26 protein-coding genes and 1 tRNA gene are annotated in these 25531 nt (G+C 61.9%); 12 read left to right on the forward strand and 15 right to left on the reverse strand.

All coding sequences use genetic code 11. From position 1 onward, the window contains the following. Positions 1-58: 58 nt before the first annotated feature. From ihfA to GAL_RS11565, 4 genes are all read left to right on the forward strand, one after another. Entirely contained in the window at positions 59-361 is a 303-nt protein-coding gene (ihfA, locus tag GAL_RS11550; protein ID WP_014874236.1) for an integration host factor subunit alpha, read from the forward strand. 29 nt (positions 362-390) lie between these two features. Next, positions 391-3918: a MerR family transcriptional regulator gene (locus tag GAL_RS11555; RefSeq protein ID WP_024097762.1), complete on the forward strand. Its 3528-nt coding sequence runs from the start codon at positions 391-393 to the stop codon at positions 3916-3918. Between the two features lie 75 nt (positions 3919-3993). Next, a tRNA-Pro gene (locus GAL_RS11560) sits at positions 3994-4070 on the forward strand. 110 nt (positions 4071-4180) lie between these two features. Continuing rightward, complete coding sequence (locus GAL_RS11565) at positions 4181-5290, forward strand: 2'-deoxycytidine 5'-triphosphate deaminase (RefSeq protein WP_024097763.1); 1110 nt, start codon at positions 4181-4183, stop codon at positions 5288-5290. A gap of 23 nt (positions 5291-5313) precedes the next feature. Here GAL_RS11565 and GAL_RS11570 read toward each other — a convergent pair whose 3' ends face one another. The 8 genes from GAL_RS11570 to GAL_RS11605 all read right to left on the reverse strand — a co-directional run bounded on the left by GAL_RS11570 (position 5314) and on the right by GAL_RS11605 (position 13302). Continuing rightward, positions 5314-5532: a hypothetical protein gene (locus GAL_RS11570; RefSeq protein WP_024097764.1), complete on the reverse strand. Its 219-nt coding sequence runs from the start codon at positions 5530-5532 to the stop codon at positions 5314-5316. A 106-nt stretch (positions 5533-5638) separates the two neighbouring features. Continuing rightward, complete coding sequence (scpB, locus tag GAL_RS11575; protein ID WP_024097765.1) at positions 5639-6301, reverse strand: SMC-Scp complex subunit ScpB; 663 nt, start codon at positions 6299-6301, stop codon at positions 5639-5641. After that, positions 6301-7092, reverse strand: a complete 792-nt coding sequence (locus tag GAL_RS11580) for a segregation and condensation protein A (protein ID WP_024097766.1) — start codon at positions 7090-7092, stop codon at positions 6301-6303. Before GAL_RS11580 ends, scpB begins: the two co-directional genes overlap by 1 nt. Continuing rightward, positions 7085-8089, reverse strand: coding sequence for a beta-N-acetylhexosaminidase (gene nagZ / locus GAL_RS11585; protein WP_024097767.1), 1005 nt, complete (start codon positions 8087-8089; stop codon positions 7085-7087). Before nagZ ends, GAL_RS11580 begins: the two co-directional genes overlap by 8 nt. A gap of 163 nt (positions 8090-8252) precedes the next feature. Beyond that, positions 8253-9635: an SPOR domain-containing protein gene (locus tag GAL_RS11590; RefSeq protein ID WP_024097768.1), complete on the reverse strand. Its 1383-nt coding sequence runs from the start codon at positions 9633-9635 to the stop codon at positions 8253-8255. 92 nt (positions 9636-9727) lie between these two features. Further along, entirely contained in the window at positions 9728-11473 is a 1746-nt protein-coding gene (gene argS / locus GAL_RS11595) for an arginine--tRNA ligase (RefSeq protein ID WP_024097769.1), read from the reverse strand. Positions 11474-11678: 205 nt separating this feature from the next. Further along, positions 11679-12008, reverse strand: coding sequence for a YciI family protein (locus GAL_RS11600; RefSeq protein ID WP_024097770.1), 330 nt, complete (start codon positions 12006-12008; stop codon positions 11679-11681). Positions 12009-12120: 112 nt separating this feature from the next. Beyond that, positions 12121-13302: a deoxyguanosinetriphosphate triphosphohydrolase gene (locus GAL_RS11605; RefSeq protein ID WP_024097771.1), complete on the reverse strand. Its 1182-nt coding sequence runs from the start codon at positions 13300-13302 to the stop codon at positions 12121-12123. Positions 13303-13401: 99 nt separating this feature from the next. Here GAL_RS11605 and GAL_RS11610 point away from each other — a divergent pair, with 99 nt between their 5' ends. Next, the gene (locus GAL_RS11610) at positions 13402-13725 is read left to right on the forward strand and encodes a HesB/IscA family protein (protein ID WP_014874225.1); all 324 of its coding nucleotides are present in this window, start codon (positions 13402-13404) and stop codon (positions 13723-13725) included. 218 nt (positions 13726-13943) lie between these two features. Beyond that, positions 13944-14462, forward strand: a complete 519-nt coding sequence (locus GAL_RS11615; protein WP_024097772.1) for a DUF421 domain-containing protein — start codon at positions 13944-13946, stop codon at positions 14460-14462. Positions 14463-14470: 8 nt separating this feature from the next. Here the strand turns inward: GAL_RS11615 and GAL_RS11620 are convergent, their stop codons facing one another. Both GAL_RS11620 and GAL_RS11625 read right to left on the reverse strand, forming a co-directional pair. Beyond that, positions 14471-15733 (reverse strand): DUF6902 family protein, encoded by a 1263-nt coding sequence (locus GAL_RS11620; protein WP_024097773.1) that lies wholly within the window; start codon positions 15731-15733, stop codon positions 14471-14473. A gap of 70 nt (positions 15734-15803) precedes the next feature. Next, on the reverse strand, positions 15804-16040 hold the full coding sequence (locus tag GAL_RS11625) for a DUF6749 family protein (protein WP_024097774.1): 237 nt from the start codon (positions 16038-16040) through the stop codon (positions 15804-15806). A gap of 386 nt (positions 16041-16426) precedes the next feature. Between GAL_RS11625 and xth the strand changes: the two genes are divergently transcribed. Together xth and GAL_RS21965 are read left to right on the forward strand one after the other, a co-directional pair. Continuing rightward, entirely contained in the window at positions 16427-17233 is an 807-nt protein-coding gene (gene xth / locus GAL_RS11630) for an exodeoxyribonuclease III (protein WP_024097775.1), read from the forward strand. Positions 17234-17313: 80 nt separating this feature from the next. Continuing rightward, complete coding sequence (locus GAL_RS21965) at positions 17314-18135, forward strand: class I SAM-dependent methyltransferase (protein WP_024097776.1); 822 nt, start codon at positions 17314-17316, stop codon at positions 18133-18135. A gap of 90 nt (positions 18136-18225) precedes the next feature. Here GAL_RS21965 and GAL_RS11640 read toward each other — a convergent pair whose 3' ends face one another. Both GAL_RS11640 and dksA read right to left on the reverse strand, forming a co-directional pair. Continuing rightward, the gene (locus GAL_RS11640; RefSeq protein ID WP_024097777.1) at positions 18226-19452 is read right to left on the reverse strand and encodes an FAD-dependent monooxygenase; all 1227 of its coding nucleotides are present in this window, start codon (positions 19450-19452) and stop codon (positions 18226-18228) included. A 119-nt stretch (positions 19453-19571) separates the two neighbouring features. Beyond that, positions 19572-19994 (reverse strand): RNA polymerase-binding protein DksA, encoded by a 423-nt coding sequence (dksA, locus tag GAL_RS11645; protein ID WP_036767290.1) that lies wholly within the window; start codon positions 19992-19994, stop codon positions 19572-19574. Between the two features lie 193 nt (positions 19995-20187). Between dksA and GAL_RS11650 the strand changes: the two genes are divergently transcribed. Continuing rightward, a complete protein-coding gene (locus GAL_RS11650) occupies positions 20188-21027 on the forward strand; it encodes an AAA family ATPase (protein WP_024097778.1) in 840 nt (279 codons plus the stop codon). An 86-nt stretch (positions 21028-21113) separates the two neighbouring features. Here GAL_RS11650 and GAL_RS11655 read toward each other — a convergent pair whose 3' ends face one another. Further along, positions 21114-21716, reverse strand: a complete 603-nt coding sequence (locus GAL_RS11655; protein ID WP_024097779.1) for a helix-turn-helix transcriptional regulator — start codon at positions 21714-21716, stop codon at positions 21114-21116. A gap of 154 nt (positions 21717-21870) precedes the next feature. Between GAL_RS11655 and GAL_RS11660 the strand changes: the two genes are divergently transcribed. After that, entirely contained in the window at positions 21871-22656 is a 786-nt protein-coding gene (locus GAL_RS11660) for a MipA/OmpV family protein (protein WP_024097780.1), read from the forward strand. Between the two features lie 237 nt (positions 22657-22893). Here the strand turns inward: GAL_RS11660 and GAL_RS11665 are convergent, their stop codons facing one another. Together GAL_RS11665 and GAL_RS11670 are read right to left on the reverse strand one after the other, a co-directional pair. Next, positions 22894-23244, reverse strand: a complete 351-nt coding sequence (locus GAL_RS11665; protein WP_024097781.1) for a helix-turn-helix domain-containing protein — start codon at positions 23242-23244, stop codon at positions 22894-22896. Between the two features lies 1 nt (position 23245). Further along, positions 23246-23623, reverse strand: coding sequence for a hypothetical protein (locus tag GAL_RS11670; protein ID WP_024097782.1), 378 nt, complete (start codon positions 23621-23623; stop codon positions 23246-23248). A 216-nt stretch (positions 23624-23839) separates the two neighbouring features. Here GAL_RS11670 and GAL_RS11675 point away from each other — a divergent pair, with 216 nt between their 5' ends. Together GAL_RS11675 and GAL_RS22670 are read left to right on the forward strand one after the other, a co-directional pair. Further along, complete coding sequence (locus tag GAL_RS11675; RefSeq protein WP_040104156.1) at positions 23840-25255, forward strand: DUF2927 domain-containing protein; 1416 nt, start codon at positions 23840-23842, stop codon at positions 25253-25255. Between the two features lie 95 nt (positions 25256-25350). Then, entirely contained in the window at positions 25351-25518 is a 168-nt protein-coding gene (locus GAL_RS22670; RefSeq protein ID WP_024097784.1) for a hypothetical protein, read from the forward strand. The last annotated feature ends 13 nt before the right edge of the window (positions 25519-25531 follow it).

Raw genomic sequence — 25531 nt, forward strand, 5'->3', positions numbered from 1 at the left:
TTGATATTGACAGGGAAATTCCCCCCGCCCTATGCTTCGACAAACAGCGGGGATAGTCATGGGCGAAAAAACACTAACACGAATGGATTTGAGTGAAGCAGTCTTCCGCGAGGTTGGCCTGTCGCGCAACGAAAGCGCGCAGCTGGTGGAAAGCCTGCTTCAGCATATGTCTGACGCCCTGGTCCGTGGGGAACAGGTCAAAATTTCTTCCTTCGGGACCTTCAGCGTGCGCGATAAATCCGCTCGCGTGGGGCGCAACCCGAAGACTGGCGAAGAGGTGCCCATTCAGCCTCGCCGGGTTTTGACCTTTCGACCATCGCATTTGATGAAGGACCGGGTGGCAGACGGGAACCGTAAATAACGGTCAGTAACCACGGGACACACCACGCGATGTCAAAATCACCAGACGCCTTCCGCACCATCAGCGAAGTTGCGGAGTGGCTGGGGATCCAGGCGCATGTCTTGCGTTTCTGGGAAAGTAAGTTCACCCAGATCAAACCGGTCAAACGCGCAGGCGGACGCCGGTACTATCGGCCTGCCGATGTCGAATTGCTCGGTAGTATCAAGACGTTGCTGCACGACAAGGGGCTGTCCATCAAGGATGTACAGGCGCTGTTGCGCGAACATGGCCCCGCCCATGTTGCCGCCATGGGCGCCGGAGATATCCCTGCCGCTGAGGCAGAGGACGTTAGTCCCGCCCCCTCAACGGGTGAGATGGTGATCGAGGGAGAGGTGAGCCCGCCCGAGGAAGTTGCCGAGGTTCAGGCTCAGGTTCAGGCTGAGCCCCCTGTCGAGGCGGATGGTCCAGCAGATGCACCCCCGCAAGAGGCCCCCGCCGCCACCGAACCGCCGTTGACCGCACCGGCAGAGGCAGAGGCAGCGCAGGTGACAGAGGCACCGGCACAATCCCTGCAAACCGCACAGGCGGAGCCGGTACAGACTCAACCGGGACAGGTCCAACCCGAACCGGTCCAATCCGCGCAGGTTCAACAGGTGCAGACCCAACCGCCGCAGATCCAACCGGCGCAGGCGCAACCGGGACTGGCGGATCCAACACCCGGCGCACCATCTGTCAGCGCCGCTCCCGCTGCGGCCTCCCCCCCGACGAGCACCCCTATTCCTGCGGCTCCTGCGACCCCCAGTGTGGCTGTATCTGCGGCTGTCCCTGCTGCCGACTCAGGTGCCTCTAGCACTCCCGGTGCTGCGGCCGCTGCGCCCGCACCTACCCCAGCTGCGTCAGCACCACTGGCCCCAGCGGACCCGACACCTCTGGTGCCGCCGCAGGGTGAGACGCCTGTTGCAGCGCAGACAGAAACCGCACCCGTGGCCCCGGCAACGCCCGCTGCTGAGGACGAGACCTCTGCCGCCGTGGAACCCGCGTTCGGCGCTACGCCGACATCTCCCTCCATGCCCGCCCCCTCCATGCCCGCCACAGCGCCTCCCGATGGCGGTGTACCTACAGCTGCCGATCCGATGGATACTGCGGTGTCTCAGACCGGGTCTCTCCACCCGCCAGTCGCACCCACCAGCGAAACGGCGATCCCTGCCGCGCCAGTGCCAACGGGCGAGATGACAAGCGAGGTGGTTGGGGAAACACCGATTGGGATGACAGGTGGCACCCCCGGTGATGCGGCGGGCGCGCCTGCCGCGCCACCAGCGACACCAATGGCAACGCCTGCCGCCTCCCCGCCGGAACCATCGCCCCCGCCTTCCACTGCGATGGGTGCTCCCGTGGCCGATACGGCTGCGCCCGCGCCAGAGGCCCCGCCTGAAAGCCCCGCAATGGCAGCCCAGCCGGGTCTGCCGCTGGATGTCGCGGATCAGACGCCCGATGCTGCGGTCACCGCAGGCGAGGATCATGCCACCGCCCCGGCTGAAATCGACCAAGGCCTTGATACAACAACAGATCTTGATGCGCCCACGCCGGAACAGGGACAGTTGTGGGATGCAACACCTGAGGTGTCTGAGGTCGGGGGTGCCGACCCAGTCGCGGCCGTGCCGACTGAGACAGAGCCGGCGGCAGAGGACGTTGATGTTCCCCTCGACGCGGCGGAGCTGATGGCCCCGGCTGCGGAGACCGTCGCCTCGGTCGCTTCCTTGGAAGTTGACGCTGTTGAAGGTGGCGCCGTGGAGGTTGAGGCTGATCCGACGCCCACCGCTCAGCCGAGCCTTGGGCCGGTGGAAGCGGGAACAGACGTGGAGACTGTGGCCGCAGTCAATGAGACCGACGCCGAGAGTGCCTCTCCCTGGAGCGATGAAGATGCCCCGGACCAGCCTGTTATTGATGAGCAGGTGCGTGCTTTGGAGGCTGTTGCATCGCAAGCGCCGGATCTGATCACAGCCCCTGAAACAGCTTCCGCACCTGCTGCGCCCTTGCATGAAGCGCCCCTGCATGATGCGACAGAAACGGTCGAGGCGACAGCACCGGAGACTACGGAACCGGAAATTGCCGATCTTGAGACTGCTGACCCGGAGACGTCGGCTCCTGATGCCGCCTCCGAAGGTAACGTGCCGGACCCGGTGGTTTTTGATCAGGGCGACAGCCCAGCCCCGGTGGTCGAGGCGCTGGACAGTGACCCTGCCCTTGCCGATGTGGTGGCGCCGGAACAGGTTACGGCGGTTGAGGCCGAGCCCCTTGCCGAACCCCCCTCCGATCTGGGAGATACCCTTGCGGAGGCCGAGCCGCTGGACTCAGGCATGGAGGTGCCAGCCGCAGAAGACGAGCAGTTGGCGGATGCCACGGATGCGATGGATGCACAGGCCGACCATCTGGCGGACGACGACGAAGCCCCCTCCCCCGAGGACAATCCGCTGGCCTTTGCCGATGAGGCGGAAGCGGAGACGGAGACGGAGACGCTGGAGCTGCATGCCGAGGTCCCGATGCAAGCGGCAGAGGCACCAGAGCTGCATGCCGAGGAACCGGATCTCGTTGAAACGGTTGGTTTGCCGGGGCCGGATGAGGCCAGCACAGTGGCAGCTGACGATTCGGATCTGGATGCGCCGACGCTGGACGACACCGTGGTCAGCGACCCGGTCCTGAGCGCGCCTGCGGTCTCCGATGATCTTCTGGAGACGCCATTGGCGGAGGACGCCGCGCTGCAGGAACCGGAGCAGGTTGTGGCAGATCTTGCGGATGCAGAAGACGCGCCCCTGCCCGAGCCTGCTGCCGCACCAGCCGCAGAAGAGACGCCGGATGTCATGCCTGAAACGCTGGAACTGGCCGCTCCGGCGGAGCTGGGAGAACCGGCGGAACTGACGGCGCCTGCGGAGATTGGAGCGCCTGCGGAACTGACCGAGACGGCCCCGGACATCACACCACAGGCGGACATTCCGGAGGTCGCGACGGAGGTCACTGCTGAAGAGACGACAACCGCGTTGCAGAGCGATCTGCCAGAGGATGCGGCGCCAGATCCTGAGCTGTCCGCGCTTGGCGTACAGGATGCAGCGACCCCTCAGGTCGCACCGGCAGCGGCAGCTGACATGCCCGAACCGGAACAGGATGTTTCTGAGCTGGACGGTCCCGTATCGGCGGAGGCCGACCTGGGTGACGTGGATGTGTCCGAAGTGGACCTGACGGAACCTGCCCTGGTTGTGGCCGATACGCTGGATCAGGAGAGCGTTGACACGGGCGAGGACCAGGGCGACGCTGATCTGGGCACCCCGGACCTCATCGATCCGGAACTGGTCGCGACGGATCCGGCGGAGGCAGAGCCCCCGATCCCAGATGAGGTTGAACAAAGCCCGGCACCGGAGCCGAAACCGCTGGTGATTGACATCCCAGATGAGGCGGATCTGCACACCCCAAAGGCGTCGGGCGTGCTGGCGCGACTGGCCGGGGTGGACCATCTTCCTGCCGATCACATCGCGGAGGCGCGGGCCTGCATCGAGAGATTGCGCGCGCATCAGGGGGCGGCCTAGAAACTTGCCAGCGGGGCGAAAGAAACTGGTTTTTTCGCTTGCCCCTGCCGGAAAAACGGGTAGAAACCAGCGCAACGGGCTATAGCGCAGCCTGGTAGCGCGTCCGTCTGGGGGACGGAAGGTCGCAGGTTCGAGTCCTGCTAGCCCGACCAAAATACCCCGCCTCGCAAGGGGCTAAAAAACGCCCGCCCCTTTCTGGGGTGGGTGTTTTTGTATCTGCCTTTCGTGCAAGGTGTTGATAATAAAGCGTTGGGAGAATGGGATGACATCTGAGGGACAGACGCGCAGCAGCCTGACACAGGGTGTGCTGTCGGACCGGCAGATCCGGCAGATGATCACTGAGGGCGCGATTGCGGCCTCCTCTCCGATCCTCAACGATCAGATCCAGCCTGCGAGCCTTGATCTGCGGCTGAGCGATTGCGCCTACCGGGTGCGTGCCTCGTTCCTGCCCGGTCTGGGGCGCACTGTAGCGGAGCGGCTGGAAGATCTGACCATGCACCGCGTGGCGCTGACCGGCGGCGCGGTGCTGGAAAAGGGCTGCGTCTATGTAGTGCCGCTGATGGAGCGCATTCGCCTGCCGGAAGGAATGACGGCGGCGGCCAGTGCCAAATCCTCCATCGGGCGGCTGGATGTGATGACGCGGGTGATCACCGATCAGGGCGTGGAGTTCGACCGGGTGCCGGATGGCTATGACGGGCCGCTTTATGCCGAGATCTGCCCGCAGAGCTTCTCAGTCGTGGTGCAGCCGGGGCAGTTGCTGACGCAGATCATCTTTCGTCAGGGGCGTACCTTCCTCAGCGATGCTGATCTGCGGGCCGTGCATGAGGCGACGCCAATTGTCTCTGGTGATCCGGTGATCTCCGACGGGTTGGGCTTCTCCGTCGACCTGCGCCCGGAGAGCGGCGATCTGGTGGGCTACCGTGCCAAACACCATACCGGCGTGGTCGATCTGTCGAAGCTGGGACACTATGATCCCGCCGACTACTGGGAAGAGGTCCGCACCACCAAAGGGCAGATCATTCTGGACCCCGGTGCGTTTTACATTCTGGTGAGCCGCGAGGCGATTGCCATTCCACCAGACTATGCTGCCGAGATGGCGCCCTATTTGGCGATGGTGGGCGAATTCCGGGTGCATTATGCGGGATTCTTCGATCCCGGATTTGGCTATGCTGCTGCTGGCGGTGCTGGATCACGCGGCGTGTTGGAAGTGCGCTGCCATGATGCGCCCTTTGTGCTGGAGCATGGGCAGGTTGTCGGGCGGCTGGTCTATGAGCGGATGTCCGAAGTGCCAGAGCAGCTCTATGGTGTTGATATCGCGTCAAACTACCAGGGTCAGGGGCTGAAGCTGTCAAAGCATTTCAAAACCGCCTGATCCCTGCGCCAAAGGGACGGCCGTTAGAACCGGGGTGGCCGGGTGTTGCGGCGCATCAGGCGGGCCTTCTGGGCTGTGGCCCCGTCCTGAGGAAGTGGGCGGGTGTCCTTATCAGCACCCTTGCCTGCGCCCTGCCCTTTGCCACGTTTTGAGACAGCCTTGATCCCGGCATTAACGCCTGCATTGACCGCGCGGCCCACAAGGCGGCGCAGGATCATATTGATCACGCGTTCAATGTTCATCTGCCTGTCTCCTTCACAGCAAATCGGGATCGCCGGACCACCAGCCCAGCCGTGTTAGTCTGGCACCTCTATGCGGCGGATTTAGGGCGTCTGCCTCCGGTGGCAATCAATCGCCAAAGAGTTCCGGCTGTTCCTCCACCTCGTCGCTGTCGCCGCGTCCGCCCAGGGGCAAGCTGCCCGGTGGCGGGCGGTTTTCCAACAGGCCTGCGGCGCGCAGCTCCTTGAGGCCGGGCAGATCGCGCGCACTTTCCAACCCGAAGTGATCAAGGAACACCGGCGTCACCACAAATGTCACCGGACGGCCCGGCGTCATCTTGCGGCGACCAAGCCGGATCCAGTCCATCTCCAACAGCTGATCAATGGTGCCGCGCGAGACAGAGACGCCGCGCACCTCCTCGATTTCGGCGCGTGTCACGGGCTGATGGTAGGCGATGATAGCAAGGGTTTCGATGGCGGCACGCGAGAGTTTGCGGGTTTCCACCGTTTCCTTCTGCATCAGAAAGCCGAGATCGGAAGCGGTGCGCAGCGCCCAGGCATCGCCGACACGCACGATATTGACGCCGCGCCCCTCGTAGCGTTTGCGCAGGTGCTCCATCGCGGTGCCCGGCTCACAACCATGCGGCATCCGTGCCTCAAGATCGCGCACGGTGACCGGTTCGGCACTGGCAAACAGCACGGCCTCGACCATGCGTTCCTGTTCCGCCATCGGCGGCGCCTCAAACAGGGTTTGGGTTTCCTCCGCAACGGTGTTCTGGCTGTGGTCGTCCATCAGGTATCCTTGTCACGAATGCGCAGCTGAATGGGCGCATAGGTCTCGCTCTGGCGCAGTTCCAGATGGCCTTCCTTTACCAGTTGCAGCGAAGCCGCAAAGGTGGAGGCCGTGGCGGAGCGGCGTTTCATCGGGTCGGAGTGCCAGCCCTCAGGCAGATAGGTGATCATATCGGTCCAGCTGCCGGTGTAGCCGATCAGGTGGCGCATCCGCTCCAGCGCCTCCTCCATGGTAAAGATCGCTTCGCGGTCCAGCACGAAGGGGCGGAAATCATCCCGCGTGCGGATGCGGGCATAGGCCTGCATCAGATCCAGGAGGTTCGCCGAGTAGCTGACGGTGCGGATGCGGGTGACATCCTCGCTCTGGCCACGGGCAAAGAAGTTACGCCCCAGTTGGTCGCGCGCCATCAACCGTGCGGCGCTGTCGCGCATCGCCTGCAACCGCTCCAGCTGGAACGCCAGATGCGCGGCGAGTTCCTCACCGGAGGGGCCTTCTTCGGTCGGGTCCGGGGGCAGCAGCAGGCGGGATTTCAGATAGGCCAGCCAGGCCGCCATCACCAGATAATCCGCAGCCAGTTCGATGCGCAGCTCATGCGCCTTTTCCACAAAGCTGAGATATTGGCGGGCCAGTTCCAGCACCGAAATGCGGCGCAGATCGACCTTTTGCGTGCGCGAGAGCGACAGGAGCACGTCAAGCGGCCCCTCGTAGCCGTCAACGTCCACGATCAATGCTTCGGCCGCAAGCCGGTCCTCGACGCTGAGCGCGTCGTCGTCAAACAGAGTGTCAGCCATATACCTGTCCGCCCATAAGGGCTGATAGTTCGGCCTCAGCCGCCGCTGTGTCAAGCGTGGTGGGCGCATGGCGGGCCGCTTCGGCGCGCGCGGCGCGCGCCTGTGCAGCGTCGGTCATCTCGCCTGCGGCCTCGGCCACGGCAGCGCGCTCATCCAGCGGGGCATTGCAGAACAGGACCACATCGCAGCCGGCAGCGATGGTGTCGCGGGCAATATCCGCGGGGGCGCCGTTCAGCGCCTTCATCGAGATATCGTCGCTCATGATCAGCCCGTCAAAGCCGATGTCGGAACGGATCATCTGCATCACGCGGGGGGACAATGTGGCGGGTTGGCTGTCGAGGGCCTCATAGACCAGATGCGCCGTCATCCCCATCGGCAGGTCGTTCAGCGCAGCAAATGCGGCGAAATCCTCCCGCGCCAGATCGGCGAGCGAGGCGGTGATCCGGGGCAGATCATGGTGGCTGTCCATGCTGGCGCGGCCATGGCCGGGGATGTGTTTCACCACCGGCACCACGCCGCCGTCCAGCAGGCCGTCAGCGGTGGCGCGGGCGCGGTTGACCACAGTGGCGAGGTCGCTGCCATAGCAGCGGTTTTTGAGGAACGGATGCGTCCCCTCGGCTGCCACATCCGCCAGCGGCGCGCAGTTGCTGTCAATGCCGAGATCGCGCAATTCTTCTGCGATCAGCCGCGCGCGCAGATACATGGCACGGTTTGCGCCCTCCCTTGCCGCCTGCGCGTGATCCAATGCGGGCTGCCATTGCCGCGCCAGTGGCGGGCGCAGACGCTGCACCCGGCCTCCCTCCTGATCGATGGTGATCAGACAATCACGGCCCACCGCCTCGCGCAGGTCATTGCAAAGTGCCCGGGTTTGCTCGGCAGTGTCGATATTGCGGGCAAACAGGATGAAGCCAAACGGATTGACCCGCTGAAACAGCGCCTTTTCCGCCGCGCTGAGACGCAGACCTTCGGCATCTAATATGGTGGCTCCGTAACGCATTGCGATCCTCTTTGTGCTGGGGCGCTGATACACCAGTGTCGCGGGCGGCGCCATGGTCCGATGGGGCAAACTGGCAGCAGTTTGCCGGATGATAAACGACGAACGCCCGGCAGGGCCGGGCGCTGAGGTGTCGGGGGAGACCCCATGTCCGGCGAGTGGTGCCCTAGCGGGTGGTCACAGGGATACAATCCGCGTTGCCTGCCACCAGAGCGGAGCAGAACCGACGCGCATCCGACAGATCGGCAAAGCCCATGGCCCGCAGGCGATAGAAGGTGCGCCCGCCGCTTTCGGCCTTCTGGATCACGCGTTTCTTGCCTTCCAGATAATCCGCAAAACGACCGTGAATGCGGTCCCATTCGGCGCGGGCGACTTCGGCGCTTTCATAAGCGCCAAGCTGGGCCAGCCGGGTGCCTGCAGGCAGGCTGTCGGGCGAGACGTCCTGGGTTGTGCGTGCCGCCGGGGTAGCCGCAACCGCACGGGTTGGAGAGAAGCGGGCCGGGCGCGCTGCGGGTCGCAGCGAGACGCGCACGCCGGGGGCATTGCGCAGGGCCGCGTTCGGTGCCGGGGCGACGGCGGCAATGCTCACGGGCTGCAGGGGTTCCGGCTGCACAATCGCTGGGGCAGTGTTTGGCGCGGCAGCTGCGGCGGACAGCTGCTCAGCCCCGTTCAGCGCATCCTGTCCCAGTGGGGTGACGCCGTCAGTCAGCTCTGCCACAAGCGCGTCGATGTCGCCGCCCTGATAGGCGGCCACCGCCTCAGTCGAAAGATCGGAGGTGTCAGTCGCGGAGGCGCGATCCCGCCCGGCGCCAGAGGTGTCGGTTGTCAGGGCCGCCTGCATGGGCTGATCATCTTCGGTCAGCGCCACATCTTCGGGGGCCAAAGTCAGACGGTCGGCGGGGCTTTCAACATTGCCGTTGGCGGCAACCGCGTTGACCGCAAGGCCCTGATGATCGGCTGGCAGACCGCCGGGGTTATCCGGCTGCACCCGCAGCGGGCCTTCGACAGCGCGCACCACGGGCACACCGCTTACGTCGCGAGAAATCAGCTGATAGCCCCAGAGACCAATACCTGCGACCAGCGCCAGCGACGCCACCGCGCCAAAGGCGCTAAACGCCTTCGCCAGCCCGGCACGGCCTGTGCCGGCGGGTTCGGGGGTAAATCCATAGTCGTCGTAGCGGTGCCCCTGATCGGTACCCGGACCGCTATAAGCGTCCTCTGCCGGGTTGCCATAGGTAGCGGCTGCCTGCTGATAGGGGCTGTAGCCCTGCGCGGGCGCCTGCGGCTGATGCTGTGCAAAATACCCACCCGCTTGTGGCTCTTGCCTATGGCCCGCTACAGATTGCGGGCGCGGGGCGGGTGTCTGCGGATCATAGCCGAAAGGGTGTTCCGGCTGCGGATAGGGCGATTGGGCAACGGGATCGCGCAAATGCGCATCAGCGAAAGACGGCTCCTGCCGGATCCCTTGCGATTCTGTGGCAGGGTCCGAAGAACGGTCCCCTCCATTGGAATACGACTGGCCGTGACCTGCCTGCGTAAAATACGCCATTTCCGCCTCACTGCCCGCATACGGTGCGCGATGCGCCGCCCCGGGTTTCTACTTGATGATCTGCCTCGATCCGGCGGCCTGGGCGATTTTAGTTATCGCATCTCCTGCGCCGGTGTGACCCCAAGAATACCAAGACCGGCGGAAATGACAATGGAAACGGCTTTGGCCAGCGCCATTTTCGCATGTGTTGCAGATGGGTTGCTCTCGTTAACAAAACGTAAACCTTCGTTGGTTTTGCCGAGATGGTAGAGTCCGTGCAGCTCAGACGCGAGATCATAGAGGTAGAAGGCGACGCGATGCGGCTCATTGGTGCGGGCAGCAATTTCCACCAGACGCGGCCATTCCGCCAGCTTCTTGGCGACGGTCAACTGGGCGTCGTCCTGCAACAGCGTCAGATCCGCAGCGGCCAGCGTGGCGTCGTCGGTGGCGATCCCCGCCTCCGCCGCCTTGCGCAGGGTCGAGCAGATCCGCGCATTGGCGTATTGTACATAAAAGACCGGGTTGTCCTTGGACTGTTCCAGCGCCTTATCAAGGTCAAAGTCAAAGCCCTGATCGTTCTTGCGGGTGAGCAGCATGAAGCGGGTCACATCCGGCCCCACCGCATCCACCACGTCGCGCAGGGTGACAAAGGTCCCTGCCCGTTTGGACATTTTGAATTCCTGACCGTCCTTGAACAGCTTCACCAGCTGGCAGAGCTTGATATCCAAGGGCACCTTGCCATCAGACAGGGCTGAGACGGCTGCTTTCATCCGCTTCACATAGCCGCCGTGGTCGGCGCCGAAGATGTCGATCAGCATGTCAAAGCCGCGTTCGACCTTGTCATAGTGATAGGCGATATCCGGTGCGAAATAGGTCCAGGCGCCATCGGATTTTTTCACCGGGCGGTCGACGTCATCACCATGTTCGGTGGATTTGAACAGGGTCTGTTCGCGTGGCTCCCAATCGGCAGGCTTCTTGCCCTTCGGCGGCTCTAGCACGCCCTCATAGATCAGGCCCTTATCATCCAGGCTTTTGAGCGCGGATTCGATCAGCCCGGTGCCGTAGAGGGATTTTTCCGAGAAGAACTTGTCCATCTGGATGCCGAGCGAGGCCAGATCGGCGCGGATCAGATCCATCATCGCATCAGTGGCGAAATTGCGGATCTCTTCCAGCCAGACATCCTCCGGCTGGTCCACATAGGCATCGCCAACCTTGTCCTTCAGCGCCTGACCAACCGGGACGAGATAGTCACCGGGGTATGTGCCATCGACAAAAGCGACCTCTTGGCCGTGGGCCTCGAGGTAGCGCAGGTAGACCGAGCGCGCCAACACATCGACCTGACCGCCGCCATCGTTGATGTAATATTCGCGGGTGACGTCATAGCCGACAAAATCCAGCAGGCTGGCCAGCGCATCGCCAAACACGGCACCACGGGTGTGGCCGACATGCAGGGGGCCGGTGGGGTTGGCGGAGACATATTCCACATTGACCCGCTTGCCCGCACCCATGTCGGAGCGGCCGAATTTGATATCCTCCGCCAGAACCGCCCCCAGCACCGATTGCCAGCTGCTGCGATCGAGACGTAGATTGAGGAAACCGGGGCCAGCCACCTCAGCCGAGGTGACGCGCGCGTCCGCGGCCAGTTTCCCTGCCAGCGCATCGGCGATATCGCGCGGCTTCATCTTGGCAGGTTTGGCCAGCACCATCGCCGCATTGGTTGCCATATCCCCATGCGCCGCATCGCGCGGCGGCTCTACCGCGACATTGGCAAAATCGAGCCCTTCGGGCAGCGCGCCTTCAGCAACCATTGCAGCAAGGCAATCAAGCACGAGAGAGCGGATATCGGTAAAGAGGTTCATGTCTGGCGTCCCATCTGTTCACCGTTGCGGATACCGAGGGGCAGCGGCAGGGTCAACAGGCTTGCGGGATGCGGAAGGGTCGCGGGATGTGCCTGTGCGGAAAATTTCAATTTTCCGGTCAATTTTCTGGGTAAGAAAATTGGGCGCGGCAGGCGGATGTGTGCCCGCTGTCCCCTAGGTCAGTAAGGCCCTGCAAGCTGCCGGATCAGGCCACCGGCGCGTCACGCACCGGTAGGCGGCCCCAGCGGGTGATCTGGTAGCGGCGCAGGGAGGCCACGTAGTAGGGATCTTGCAGGATCAACCGTTCAACATCACCGCGCGTTTCAGCCTCCACGTTCCAGATTGCGCCGGGGAAATCCTGCTCGGGCCGCATCGCCAGCGCGCCGCCAATCTGCAACTCGGGATGGGCGCGCACAAAGGCGATATGGGCATCCCGGCGCAGCCGGTCCGCGCGGATCCGCGCCATCTCCGGCGCATCCTGAAAGGTGACGGTCCAATGTGTCAGGCCACTGGTTGTGGTGCCCGTGGGGATCATGGCGCCCTCTTGCGGTTTGCGGCTGTGTCCTGCCTATCAAACCGCATCGCGCCCGCCCGACGATAGTGCCAGTTGGCATCAGCGATACCGCCAGTCGCAGCGCAGCCCGTGCCTATTCCCCCGCGCGCAGGTCGGCAGCAGCGGCGGCGGCCTCAGCCGGGAACAGGCGGCGGTGTTCCTGCAACGCAAAACGGTCGGTCATGCCCGCGATATAATCCGACACGATCCGGGCCAGCGCGGTTTCATCTGCGGCGGCAGCGATATCGCCCTGCCAGCGGGCGGGCATCTCCTCAGGGTGGTTGAGGAAATGAGGAAACAGCGCCTCGACCACCTTGGAGACCTCGGCGCGTTTGCGCATCACGCTGGGCGCGCGATACATGCGGGTAAAGAGGAAGGCGCGGATGTCCTTCAGATCGGCCCAGAGCGCATCGGAGAATACCACCACAGGTGCTCCGAGGGAGCGCACATCCTCGACACTGCGGGCACCACTGGCAGCCAGGCGACGTCGTGCGCCGTCGATCACGTCGCTGACCATCACGCCAAAGACCCGGCGCAGCGCCTCATGCCGGCGGCGGCGCGTATCCAGACCGGGATAGCGACTGTCCACCGCATGATAGGCGGCCCCGATCACCGGCAGGTCCATGATATCCGCATCGGTGAACAATCCGGCGCGCAACCCGTCGTGCAGATCGTGGTTGTTATAGGCGATGTCATCGGCCAGTGCCGCCACCTGTGCCTCCGCACTCGCATGGGTGTGCAGTTCCAGATCCACCGCCGCATTGCATTCGGCCAGCGCCCAAGGCAGATCGCCCACCACCGGGCCATTGTGTTTGGCGATGGCTTCCAGCGTCTCCCAGGTGAGGTTCAGCCCGTCGAACTCAGCATAGTGCCGTTCCAGCGAGGTGACGATGCGAATGGCCTGCGCGTTGTGATCAAAGCCGCCATAGGGCGCCATCAGCGCATGCAGCGCATCCTCACCGGTGTGGCCAAAGGGCGTGTGCCCCAGATCATGGGCCAGCGCCACCGCTTCGGTCAGCTCCTGATTGAGGCCAAGCGCGCCCGCGATGGTGCGGGCCACCTGCCCCACCTCAATGGAATGAGTGAGCCGGGTGCGATAATTGTCGCCCTCATGTTCGACAAAGACCTGTGTCTTGTGTTTCAGCCTGCGAAAGGCGCTGGCGTGGATGATCCGGTCACGGTCGCGCTGGTAAGGGGAGCGGAAGTTGCTTTCCTCTTCCGGGATCTGGCGACCACGGCTGCGGTCCGGCATGGTCGCGTAAGGCGCGTAGGTCACTAATCTTTTCCCCGGTCAATCTTGTCCCTTTGGCGTCACCTTTCTATATTATGGTCTCTGCTGCAACACGGCAGTGATCACCTCATTGGGAGACCAGAGATGCAATTGCCCCCGAAAGTGACTGAGCGTGCCTTTGCCCGGCTGGCCGAGATTGGCGCCGCTGACCAAGGTCAGGCGCTGCGCGTGGCTGTCGAAGGTGGTGGCTGTTCCGGCTTTCAATATGAGATCGCGCTGGATGCCCCGCAGGCCGATGATCTGATCCTTGAAGGTCAGGGCCAGAAAGTTGTGGTGGATGAAGTCTCATTGCCGTTTCTGGAGAACGCAGTGATTGACTTCACCGAAGAGCTGATCGGCGCGCGGTTTGTGATCAACAACCCCAACGCCACCTCCAGCTGCGGCTGCGGCACCTCATTTTCGATGTAGCTTCGATGTAGCGAAACAGACGCTGCAAGGGCGGTGTGCACCCGCTAATGCAACCATCTAACTGTCCGTCAATTGGGAACTTTCTCAGAGATGCGCGCGTTCTTTTGGTGAGCGGGCGTCCACAGATACTATCCGCCCTTCGTCGATCCGGTCCCGCCGTTTCACGATAGCGGCGGGCGCGCCGATCCTGATTGAAGCTCTATCTGGCGAGGTGCGCAGTGTTTGTCGAAGATATTCTGAGTGATTTTCTATTAAGATCGGCGCTCTTGTCGTCCATCGGGATCGTATGGGTGATTGTGGTCGTGAGGCTGGTGGGTCTGCGTGCCTTCTCAAAAATGACTGCGTTTGATTTTGTCGTGACCGTGGCCATCGGTTCCCTTCTGGCCGGGGCGAGCCAGGCGACCTCCTGGACCTCTTTTGGGCAATCGGCACTGTCCATCGGAACGCTGCTTTGCGTGCAATACGTCGTGGCGCGGCTGCGACAATCCTCCGAGAGATTTAAGGCCGCAGTGCAGAACACGCCTGTCATGCTGATGCGCGACGGCGACATCTTATATGGCGCGCTTGCGGCGACACGTGTCTCTGAAGATGATTTGATGGCCAAGCTTCGCGAGGCGAATGTTCTGTCGTTTTCGCAGGTGCGTGCGGTGGTTTTGGAAACCACGGGTGACATTTCAGTTCTGCATGGCGACGCCCTCGAGTCACGGCTGATTGCGGGGGTTGAAGTGCCCTCCTGAGAGCCCTCCTATTGGGCGTGACGCGTCAGGCTGATACCATCGGGCCTGATGCGGCGAGCCGGGTCCGTGGCTTCTCCCCGCCTGCTGAAGATACGCCAGAATGACTCAAACTCAGGCGTGCTCAACTTTAGCTTGAGCAACTGGTCCGCCGCCTCCTGCCCCCAGCACTCCGCTATATGCCTGACAGCGGCCTCCCAATGACCTGCAGCTGATCGATGAGCATCGCTACCATTCTCTATCAACCAAAGAGACAGGGGGCGCAGCAGGCTCTGCACTGGCGGGGCGGCGATATGGATTGCGCCCCCAGCCCCGGCCTGCAAGCTGGCAGTACCCGCTGTCAGCGGCTGCGCTGCTGATGCGCGTATCTGCCACCACCATACTGCGACAAAATACGCATGATAGTCATCCATATGCCCGTAAAACCCATCCGGCGTAGTGACGAAGCCCTCCGAGGCGCGCGTCAGGGCCTGCTCCCACAGGGATGGCGGCGCGACACCGCAATAGCGCAGCGCGATGCAGATTTCAGACAGGAGATCCAGATCCTGATCCAGGCAGGCCAGAAGCCCCGCGTAAGTCAGGCTGCGCTGCACCGCGCCGTCCAGCCCCGGATCGCGGCGACCATAGTCGGAGAGGTAGAACACGATATGGGTCAGCTCATAAGCGGCCTTGCGATTGGGAATAGCGAAGGTCTGGCTACGACGGGCAAACCGGCGCAGCCTGTCATCAAGCCCCGGATCCATCGGCAGCGCAATACCGCGCCGCGCCAAGAGCTGCCGTGCCTCGGCCCGTTGCAGGTCCGACATTTCTGCCTCGACCAGCCCCTGATGGGCCACCCAATGGGTCAGTTCCGCCGCACGTATGTTGGACTCTATGTGACCGGTCCCGATCAGGTCCTCGTAATCGAGACAGATCGACAGGATAAACCGATAGTATTGCGGGAAAAACCGCAGCTGCCGTGCGGCGCGGTCGTAAAACGGGCGCAGGGGAGACAGGGTTGCCTCATCCCAAAAATCCCCTGCGCTCGCGCCTCCCCCGGCCTGCTGCTGCATCACTCGAAGGAGGCTCAACAGCTCCGCATTCTCTTTCAGCCAATAGACATCCTGAGGCTGCCGCCGGTGGCGGGCAAAACTTTCTACCCAGGGGGCAACTGCACCAGCCGCAGAAAGCCCCGGTCCAGTTGGGGGCTGATGTCTGGGGTGCGTGCCAATGCCGGCGCGACGGGCTTTGCTACGGCCCGCTCCGGGATGTGTGAAAGGCAGGATGACAGTCATGGATCTTGCACCAATGCGGGGTTTGCGCCCCGGTCGCAGGGCGCAATCTGGAAGGTCGGTTCGTCGAAGATCAGCTGCCGGAGGAGAACAGCCCGGTTGCAGCACCGCTGGTCATGGCGCGATCCGCGCGGGGCGCTGAGCCGGAGGAAAACAGCGAGGCTCCGGCGCCTTCGATCATGTCACCGCGGCTGTCGTGATTGAGCGAGCCAGAGGAAAACAGCTCGGCCCCATGACCGCTGTGAACGTCGGTCTCTGGCATTGTCAGTTGCGGTGCCACGGTCTGGCGGCGCTGTGTGGATGTGGTCATGGATCGTCTCCCGTTTCTGGTGAAAAACACCCGCCGACGATTGACACGGAAAGCCTGCTCCACAACACGAAAGCACGCCTTTTAGTTGTTTTTACGATGGCGAAACCGATGAGCTTTGCGCGGCAGCCACCTGATCAGGAAGCAAATAAGCCGCTTCTGCACAGGATAACCACAGAGCTGTCCACACCCCCAGCCATACAAAGCCCGGACAGATCGCTTGTCTGTCTCCTTGCAACGCTGCAAACCGGGTGTCGCGCGGCTTTGCGATATGCCGCTTTTCGATGGTGATGATTCGGCAAGACGTCCCGGCGCGCCCTTGCCCCCTCGCCCGGATTGGGCGATAGATCAGGCACCCCACCCCGGGTCACAGAGGCAGGAGACCGGATATGAAAATCGCCACCTTCAACATCAACGGCATCAAGGCCCGTATCAACGCGTTGCCGGAGTGGCTGGATGAGGCGCAGCCTGATGTGGTGGTGCTCCAGGAGATCAAATCCGTTGATGAGGCCTTCCCACGCGAGCTGTTCGAGGACCGGGGGTATAATGTCGAAACCCACGGTCAGAAGAGCTTTAACGGGGTGGCAATCCTGTCGAAACTGCCGCTGGAGGACGTGCGGCGCGGGCTGCCCGGTGATGACAACGACGAACAGGCCCGCTGGATCGAGGCCACGGTGGTGGGAAAGCAGGCAATCCGCATCTGCGGGCTGTACCTGCCCAATGGCAACCCGGTTGAGCTGGACACGGAGGGCCAGCCGGTCGAAGGCGGCAAATACGCCTATAAACTGGCCTGGATGGAGCGGCTGCGGCAGCGGGCAAAAGATCTGCTGGCCGAGGAAATGCCCGCGCTGATGGCCGGGGATTACAACATCATCCCACAGGCCGAAGATGCCAAGACCCCGGAGGCCTGGAAAGACGATGCGCTGCACCGCCCCGAAAGCCGAGCGGCGTTTCAGCGGATCATGGCGCTCGGTTTTACCGAGGCGTTTCGTGCGCGGCATCAGGGGCCGGGGCATTATTCATTCTGGGACTATCAGGCCGGCGCCTGGAATCGCAACAATGGCATCCGCATCGACCATTTCCTGCTCAGCCCGCAGGCCGCCGACCTGCTGCGTGACTGCCAGATCGACAAGGATGTGCGCGGTCGTGACAAGCCATCAGACCACGTGCCGGTCTGGGTCGATCTGGATCTGTGAGGCGCTGGGCAGCATCTCGGCGCTAACAGTTGCCAGACTGCCGGAATTCGTGTTCGCTTACATCATGTAGGGAGATCACGATGGATTACGCGGCTTTCAGGACGGGCGAACGTGATGGCTGGTCATCACGCGCCGGGTTTTACGCGGATGCGACGGCCCGGGCGACGCTTCAGACCATTCCCAAGCTTCTCGACCATGCGCAACTGTTTCCCGGTGCGCGCGTCCTCGATGCGGGCTGCGGCCCTGGCTATGTCGCGGCCAGCGCGAAATTACTAGGTGCAAGAGTAGAGGGCATCGACTTCTCAGAGGGTATGGTTCAGCAGGCCAAAACCCAGTTCCCGGATATTCAATTCTCACTCGCGGATGTAGAGAATTTACCGGCACCAGACGGCAGTTTCGACGCGGTGCTGAGCAATATTGTACTGTTCCATGTTACTGATCCAGCGCGGGCAATGTCCGAGGCCCGGCGAGTTCTCGTACCCGGTGGCCGGTTTGTCTTCAGCCAGTGGCTGGGGCCGGATCGCTCGGAATGCTACCGGCTTTTGTTCGACGTGCTGAGCCGTCATGCCGATATGTCGCGCGCCGATCCCGCCCCAAACGCATATGTTTTATCGGACAAAACACAGGTCACCGAGATGATGGAACAGGCAGGATTTACGGACATCAGAGCCGATGTTGTGCAGAATGTTCTGCATGCCCCCGGCCCCAGTTTCTTTGATTTCTTCATGCGGTTTGGAGTGCGCGTTCCGCTTATATTGGAGCGTCAAGAGCCTGCAATCCAGACCGCAATCCGGCAGGAGATCGACGAGGCGACGGCCCCATACCTAAAGGGCGAAACCTATAAGATACCGATGCCAAGCATCGTATTCTCCGCTCAGACCGGAGCCCTATCTGGGGTTTGACAGACATCAATCCACGGGCTGTGTCTCAGCGAGTATTGCTGACAGTTCCGCCATGGCCTTGCCATAGGTCGCCACCTCAGCGTTGGTATTCTAGGCCAGGGTCTTGATTGATCCGCCTGCGCCGGGGCCCTTGGGGGCTGGGGAGGTTGTGTCGGTGGTGACGTCGTGGCCGTAGATCCAGTCGAACTGCTGCACCATGCGCTGGGGCGCGAGCCGTCCGCTGAGGCGCAGGATCTGATGCGCGGGCCATGCGAGCGGCTGGCGCAGATGGTATTTCCAGGCATTGCCGGTCGCGGCAGCCACCACTTTGGCGGCGCGGTTGCGGCGGCGGCTCTGATAGGTGGCGAGCCCCTCTTCGTCACTGGTAGCGGTGCGCAGAGCATCGACCAGAACCCAGGCATCCTCAAGCGCGAGATTTGCGCCCTGCGCCATGAACGGCAGGGTTGGATGTGCGGCATCGCCCATGATCGCGAGGTTGCCCTGATGCCAGACCTCGGCAACCGGATGGCGAAATAGCCCCCAGAGGGCCACCTGATCGACCTGCGCCAGCAGGTCCGCGGCAGCGCCACCAAACCCTGTGAAAGCGCGGCGCAGTGCCTCCGGGTCATCACGATGATGCCAGCCTTCCTCAGCCCAGGTCTTGCGTTCCTGCACCGCGACGATGTTCATCAGACTGCTGTCGCGCAGCGGATAGGTCACCAGATGGCGACCCGGCCCCATGAAGACCTGTGCCTCCGCCGGGTGATTGTGCAGATTGGCGACAGTCGCGCGCCAGGCCACCTGCCCGGTAAAACGGGGTGTCGCACCCCCATTCAGCGCCGTTCGTGCCTTGGAATGCAGCCCGTCGGCACCAATAACCAGATCCCCGCCACACTGTGCGCCATTGGCCAGATGGACCACCGGGCGGGCACCGCTCGTGATGCGGTCGACCTTTTGCAGCAGGCGCACCTTGACGCCCGATTTGCGCGCAGCATCGGCAAGGAGGTTGATCAGGTCAGCGCGGTGTACGAAGTAGAAATTCTGCCCCGACGCATATTGGTCGAGATCAAGCCGCAGAACCTCGCGGCCCTGCCGGTGGCTGCGCAGGACCACGGCGCGGGCGCGCGGCGCGCTCCAGGCCAGATCATCCGCAAGCCCCAGCGCCCGCAGAACCGCAACGCCGTTGGGGCTGATCTGAATACCAGCGCCAACCTCGGTGATGGCTTCTGCCTGTTCGAGGACCGTGACCTTTGCGCCCTGTCGGCTGAAGGCAAGCGCTGCCGCCAGCCCGCCAATGCCCGCACCGATGATGGTGATTTTCCGGTCTGTCAGTCTCATCTTGTCCCGCTATCTGCGCGCAGGCCGGTCCGCTCTGGCCGCGCGATACCCCCAGATAAACGAAAAACGCCGGAGCAACAGGCCCCGGCGTTATGATTTTTTTCACAAATGCAAGAAAATCAGTCGTCGCGGTGCACTTTTTCCCGGCGCTCGTGGCGTTCCTGTGCCTCAAGGCTCATCGTGGCGATGGGTCGGGCGTCCAGACGCTTGAGCGAGATGGGTTCACCGGTGACTTCGCAGTAGCCATATTCGCCTTCGTCGATGCGGCGGATGGCCGAGTCGATCTTGGCGACCAGTTTACGCTGGCGGTCCCGGGTGCGCAGCTCAAGCGCGCGATCAGTTTCTTCACTGGCACGGTCAGCGACATCGGGGATATTGCGGGTATTGTCCTGCAATCCCTCAATCGTGTCGCGGCTTTCGGCCAGAAGCTCTTGCTTCCATTCATGCAGCTTGCGACGGAAATATTCCTGCTGCCGGTCATTCATGAAGGGTTCATCTTCAGCTGGACGATAATCATCCGGCAGAAACACTTCTTGCTTCATTTCGGTACCTTTGGTTTGCCCCATACTGCCGGTCTTCCTCGGTATTGTTTACAAACACAGCGGCTCCCCCCGCATGCCGCAGCGTTTATCCCCTGCGTCAGCGATTGTCACTACACAATAGTACGCACAAAGGGTTAAAACCTGCATAAGAGCGCCCCCAAGGGTTGCGCAGAGGCAGCAAGGCAGGAAAGAGATGCAGTTTCAGGGCACTAAGGATTACGTCGCGACCGAGGATCTGAAAATTGCGGTCAACGCCGCGGTTACGCTGGAACGGCCGCTGTTGGTCAAAGGCGAGCCGGGCACCGGCAAGACCGAGCTGGCGCGGCAGGTGGCTGATGCGCTGGGGCTGCGAATGATCGAGTGGAATGTGAAATCCACCACCCGCGCCCAGCAGGGGCTTTATGAATACGATGCGGTCAGCCGGTTGCGCGACAGCCAGCTCGGTGATGAGCGGGTGCATGACGTCAAAAACTATATCAAACGCGGCAAGCTCTGGGAGGCCTTTGAGGCGGACGAGAAGGTGGTGCTGCTGATTGACGAGATCGACAAGGCCGATATCGAGTTCCCCAACGACCTGTTACAGGAGCTCGATAAGATGGAGTTCCACGTCTATGAGACCGGTGAGACGATCCGGGCCAAGCAGCGCCCGATCATGATCATCACCTCCAACAATGAAAAGGAACTGCCGGATGCATTTCTGCGCCGCTGTTTCTTTCACTACATCCAGTTCCCCGATGCGGAAACTATGCGCAAGATCGTCGAGGTGCACCACCCCGGCATCAAGGACAGCCTGCTGACCACGGCGCTGACGCAGTTCTACGAAATCCGTGACACGGCCGGGCTGAAGAAGAAACCGTCGACGTCAGAGGTGCTGGATTGGCTGAAGCTGCTGCTGGCAGAGGATCTGAGTGCCGAGGATCTGAAGCGTGACGGTGCCGATGCGCTGCCGAAACTGCATGGTGCATTGTTGAAGAACGAACAGGATGTGCATCTGTTTGAACGGCTCGCCTTCATGGCGCGGGGCCGCCGCTGAGAGCGACAACGTGAAAAGTGAAGAGGCCCGCTCCCCCTGCGGGTCTTCTTCGCGCTGCGATGTATGTCTTAGATAGCCAGCCAACATTAGGAGTTCGCTGGCTGTAACCGATCATTGGTATCGCTGGTCTTCGTCATTAATTCAGCGTCGCCATCTCTCGTGGCTCTGCTGCCTTGCCGATTAGGCGGTAGCAGGTCTTCGAGAAAAAAGGCCGACAAGGCGGTACGACCATTTACATCTGCTTTGGCATAAACGGTCGTGGCTTGCTGGCGTGCGGTTCGTTCGGAGATATGCCGCAGGTCTGCGATCTCCCGCATTGAAAACCCTTTCAACAGCAACAGGGCCACATCCGTTTCAGCGGGTGTGAGGCTCCATTGCTCAAACTGTGCGTCAATATGAATACTCAAGCCGTTCAGTTGTTTGCGCGCGATGTCAGACCAGTATCTGACGTCCGCACTTTTACGCTTTGCTTGCGCGGCCAATCGGTAACTCGCGCGCCAGGCGGTGATTGGCTGAAAATACCAAATGTAAAGAAGCGGTATCGTCTGAAGCAGAAATCCCAGCAGATCAACGAAAAGCATGATCGGACTGTCGCCATTCTGGGCATCTACAACCGTATCTCCCAACGTAAAAACCAATAGTATCAACAAGGCAAGCGATACAAAAATACGCTCGAGTGACTGAAACATAGCTGAGCCTCCATTCAAGCAATAAGGTCATACATCGCGTATTTTGTCATATGTCATATGCCGGATACGCAGAAATATCGCCGTCATCCGCCACATGTCGCATGCGTCGCGCATCGGTTTCGGGTTCTCAGTCGATGGAGAAAAGGAGAACTCTATGAACTACTACTCGGCGATCATCACATCATTATCCGCAGCAACCACACTGACGGCTGCGATGCCTGCAAGCGGCCAAGACAAACCCTGGGAATTTGACATTGAAATCGGCGTCGACCGTGAACCGAGCTATGTAGGTTCGGACGAATACACCACAGAAGCTGATTTTGGGATCCAAGCAACATATACCGCGCCCAACGAAACGCAGTGGTATGTGTCGACAGGCGGTCTTGGCGTTCTTGTTCCCATGGCGCGCGACTATGAACTTACCCTTGAGCTGGAATACGAACCTGGCCGGAGCAATTCGGATGATCCAATCCTGGCTGGTTTCCCCAAAATGGAAAACACCTGGGAGTTTCAAACCATTCTGACGCGCCAGTTCGGGGATTTTACTGTTGGAGCCGGTCTTCAGCAGGATATTCTCGGTAACGGGAAAGGCCTTGTTGGGTTCATCGGCGCCGGATACTCCCGGCAGCTCACCGAACGTTTGCGCGTTAAAACTGCTTTGGATATCAGTTTTGCCAACGCCGAACATATGAACACCGAGGTGGGGATTTCCACCGCGACATCGCAGGCCACGGGTCTGGCCGCGTACAAACCATCGGGAGGATACAAAGGAACATCGCTTTCACTTGGCTTTGATTATGCGGTCTCCCGCAAAACAGCCTTATACGCTGATTTTTCCGTAGAACGCTACGGCTCGGAAATCGCCGATAGCCCATTGGTCAGCACTCATGGAAGCAAAGTAACAACTGAATTGGCTGCCGGGGTTCGCTTCAATTTCTAACGCCTGTGCCTGTCGGGCCCTCTGCTACGCAGATCCATCTGTATGACAGGGGGCCATTCAGAACATAGTGTCGCCCCCGAGGTATCTAGAATGCAAATTTCATGCATATGGTAGCCATTCAGATGGGCAGGTTGAGTGACGGTTTCGTGCGCGATCGCCATTCGGGCATGGCCCGGAGAGCGTATTAACGGGGGGCTGCCGTACAAATCGTATGACGCCTTTAAGCTCCGAAGTTCGTCAATAAGCCTCGCGCAGGAAGCGCTCGACACGCTCGGGGTCGTCTTCGATCATGCGCAGGAGAATGCGGGCGGGGCGTTCCGGCAGGCGGCGGCCCTGCTCCCAGTTGCGCACCGAGCCGAGGCGAAAGCCGAAGTGGCTGCAGAACCGTTCCTGGGACATGCCGAGGGTTTTGCGCAGGCGCACGACATCCACCATCGGCACCTCGCGGCTGGCCATGGTCTCCAGTGGCGTTTTGCCGGAGATATCATCCTGCATCTGCTGCAGCGCCATGGCATCACGCTCCGCCTCGCTTTGCTGGCGGATACGGCCGGTGCCCCTGGCCTGATGGTTTGCCTTATGCTCTGCCATATCAATTATCCTCCTTCAGCAGCGCCTTGATCCGGGATTTCACCACATCCAGCGCCAGATTTCCCACCGCCCGTGCGCCCTGCGCCATCAGGCCGGACAGCCGGGCGTCCTGCTGGCGGCGATAGATCCGAAGCACATAGACCATCATCAGATCAGGACTGGCCTGATGGATGCGGTAGCGTAGCCGCAGATCCCCGGCGATATGGTCGTAATCTTCACCCGTCTTGCGCCCGATGGTGGGGTCGCGCACCAGGGTGGCGATCAGCCGGGCCAGCTCATCCTCGTCGAGATAGGCGTGGATGGCATCTTCGATCGCGACCGGGGTGATGCGATAATCCACCCGCAGGCATTTCTGTGTCTCTTTGCGTATATACGCCATTGGCGTATCCTTTTCAACCGGTCTCTGCGTTTGTCCCTGACCCGGGACGGATGATGCAGCCTCGCCCCACGGCAGGAGAGATGTTGCCGGGGCGCCCTTCTCTTTGCGGCGCTGCTGCGCTATGGCCAGCCATAACATTGATTTTTAACCCTGTCTTGGCACAAGCTGGGGCTGTCCTGTCGCAGGAGAGATCGCTTGTTCACAATCTGGCCCCGTCTGTCGCCCGCTGGCCCCATCGCGAGGCAGCTGCCCATTTTGCGGTGCTGGCGCCGGTTTGCGGCGCTGACGATGGCGGCGGCGCTGGCTGCATGCGGGGCTGAGACGCGGCATACGCCCCCGAGCCGCACCGCTGCAGCACTGGCGCCGTTGGCCCCGGCCAAGAGCTTTGCCCGCGCGCATCCGGTGGCCCCGAAGCGGGCCAATAGCGATATTGCGCGGGACTTCCTTGATCTGCATTTTCAGCTGGAGAGCGGCACCGCCCTGCCCGTCTTTACCCGGTTTGAACACCCGATCACACTGCGCCTGATCGGCCAGCCTACCAAAAGCCTGAACCGGGATCTGGCAGCTTTGCTTCAGCGGTTGCAGCGCGAGGCAGGGCTGGATCTGCGACTGCTGAGCGGGGAGGCAGCAAGCCCTGCTGCCAATATCACCATTGAGGCTGTGCCGCGTAAAGCCATCCGCCGCGCCTCGCCGCGTGCGGCCTGTTTCGTGGTGCCCAACGTCAGTTCGCTGGCGGAATACCGACGCTCCAAGCGAAAACCCCGGACCAATTGGACCAATCTGCGCGCGCGGCAGAGACTGGCGATTTTTGTCCCCAATGATGTGAGCCCGCAGGAAACCCGCGACTGCCTGCACGAGGAGCTGGCACAGGCCATCGGGCCGCTCAACGATCTCTACCGGCTGTCGGATTCGGTGTTCAACGACGACAACGTGCATACGGTGCTGACCGGGTTCGATATGTTGATCCTGCGAGTGGGCTATGCGCCCGAGCTGCGCAGTGGCATGACACGGGCCGAAGTTGCCGCCCGTCTGCCAGCCATTCTGGCGCGGCTGAATCCCGGTGGGGCTGGTCGGGCGGCCCAGCCACTGCCCGCCACATCACGCGACTGGATACAGGCGACGGAGGCGGCATTGACACCGGGCAGCAGCCGGGCAAATCGCCTCAGAGCCGCGCATCGTGGGGCGGCGATTGCCCGTGATCTGGGGTGGCGGGATCATCGGCGGGCCTTCAACCACTATGTGCTGGGGCGCATTCTGCAACGGGACGATCCGAAGCTGGCGCAGCAGCATTTCGAAACTGCGTTGGTCTATTTGCAGGGGCGCTATGACAGCCCGCTACTGCGCGCACAGATTGCCAGTCGCATGGCGGCTTTTGATATCATTCGCGGCGATGGCGCCACGGCACTGGCACGCATACGGCCTGCCCTGCCGATTGCCGCACGGGGCGAAAACGCGGTGTTGCTGTCGAGCCTGATGCTGCTGGAGGCTGAGGCGCTGCTGTTGCAGGGCCAAACTGACGCGGCCTATGTGGTGAGACTGGACAGTCAGGGATGGGCGCGATACGGGTTTGGCCCGGATTGGGCCGTGCGGGGTGCCATGCGCGAAATTGCGGCCTTGGCCCCGCCGCGTTGATCTTGGCTCTGGGCAGGGCCAGCAGCGTCTGAGCTTGACCCGAAACTGAGCGGCCCCACCTGAGACATGAACATTCTTAACAAACGGACATCGGCATGATCGTACTCGGCGCATTGCTTCTTGGCGCACTTCTGGGGGCCCGCACGGCTCAAAAACGCGGCGGCAGCCTGGCAGATAAGCTGCAATATGGCGCTGCATACGCCATGGTTTTTGCTATTCTGGGGCTGTTTGCGACCATTCTTGTCGACCGCATGTGGCTCTGACGCAGCACGCGGA

Origin of the sequence: Phaeobacter gallaeciensis DSM 26640 (assembly GCF_000511385.1) — a bacterium.
In the GTDB taxonomy this organism is placed as follows: Bacteria; Pseudomonadota; Alphaproteobacteria; order Rhodobacterales; family Rhodobacteraceae; genus Phaeobacter; species Phaeobacter gallaeciensis.

Coding starts and splice junctions, on each gene's coding strand:
- GAL_RS11665 (WP_024097781.1), bottom strand. CDS start 23,244: ATGGCAGAGCATAAGGCAAACCATCAGGCCAGGGGCACCGGCCGTATC.
- GAL_RS22670 (WP_024097784.1), top strand. CDS start 25,351: ATGATCGTACTCGGCGCATTGCTTCTTGGCGCACTTCTGGGGGCCCGC.
- GAL_RS11655 (WP_024097779.1), bottom strand. CDS start 21,716: ATGTTTCAGTCACTCGAGCGTATTTTTGTATCGCTTGCCTTGTTGATA.
- GAL_RS11640 (WP_024097777.1), bottom strand. CDS start 19,452: ATGAGACTGACAGACCGGAAAATCACCATCATCGGTGCGGGCATTGGC.
- GAL_RS11565 (WP_024097763.1), top strand. CDS start 4,181: ATGACATCTGAGGGACAGACGCGCAGCAGCCTGACACAGGGTGTGCTG.
- GAL_RS11580 (WP_024097766.1), bottom strand. CDS start 7,092: ATGGCTGACACTCTGTTTGACGACGACGCGCTCAGCGTCGAGGACCGG.
- GAL_RS11620 (WP_024097773.1), bottom strand. CDS start 15,733: ATGACTGTCATCCTGCCTTTCACACATCCCGGAGCGGGCCGTAGCAAA.
- argS (WP_024097769.1), bottom strand. CDS start 11,473: ATGAACCTCTTTACCGATATCCGCTCTCTCGTGCTTGATTGCCTTGCT.
- GAL_RS11670 (WP_024097782.1), bottom strand. CDS start 23,623: ATGGCGTATATACGCAAAGAGACACAGAAATGCCTGCGGGTGGATTAT.
- GAL_RS11555 (WP_024097762.1), top strand. CDS start 391: ATGTCAAAATCACCAGACGCCTTCCGCACCATCAGCGAAGTTGCGGAG.
- dksA (WP_036767290.1), bottom strand. CDS start 19,994: ATGAAGCAAGAAGTGTTTCTGCCGGATGATTATCGTCCAGCTGAAGAT.
- scpB (WP_024097765.1), bottom strand. CDS start 6,301: ATGGACGACCACAGCCAGAACACCGTTGCGGAGGAAACCCAAACCCTG.
- GAL_RS11600 (WP_024097770.1), bottom strand. CDS start 12,008: ATGATCCCCACGGGCACCACAACCAGTGGCCTGACACATTGGACCGTC.
- GAL_RS11625 (WP_024097774.1), bottom strand. CDS start 16,040: ATGACCACATCCACACAGCGCCGCCAGACCGTGGCACCGCAACTGACA.
- GAL_RS11660 (WP_024097780.1), top strand. CDS start 21,871: ATGAACTACTACTCGGCGATCATCACATCATTATCCGCAGCAACCACA.
- GAL_RS11650 (WP_024097778.1), top strand. CDS start 20,188: ATGCAGTTTCAGGGCACTAAGGATTACGTCGCGACCGAGGATCTGAAA.
- GAL_RS11610 (WP_014874225.1), top strand. CDS start 13,402: ATGCAATTGCCCCCGAAAGTGACTGAGCGTGCCTTTGCCCGGCTGGCC.
- nagZ (WP_024097767.1), bottom strand. CDS start 8,089: ATGCGTTACGGAGCCACCATATTAGATGCCGAAGGTCTGCGTCTCAGC.
- GAL_RS11570 (WP_024097764.1), bottom strand. CDS start 5,532: ATGAACATTGAACGCGTGATCAATATGATCCTGCGCCGCCTTGTGGGC.
- GAL_RS21965 (WP_024097776.1), top strand. CDS start 17,314: ATGGATTACGCGGCTTTCAGGACGGGCGAACGTGATGGCTGGTCATCA.
- ihfA (WP_014874236.1), top strand. CDS start 59: ATGGGCGAAAAAACACTAACACGAATGGATTTGAGTGAAGCAGTCTTC.
- GAL_RS11590 (WP_024097768.1), bottom strand. CDS start 9,635: ATGGCGTATTTTACGCAGGCAGGTCACGGCCAGTCGTATTCCAATGGA.
- xth (WP_024097775.1), top strand. CDS start 16,427: ATGAAAATCGCCACCTTCAACATCAACGGCATCAAGGCCCGTATCAAC.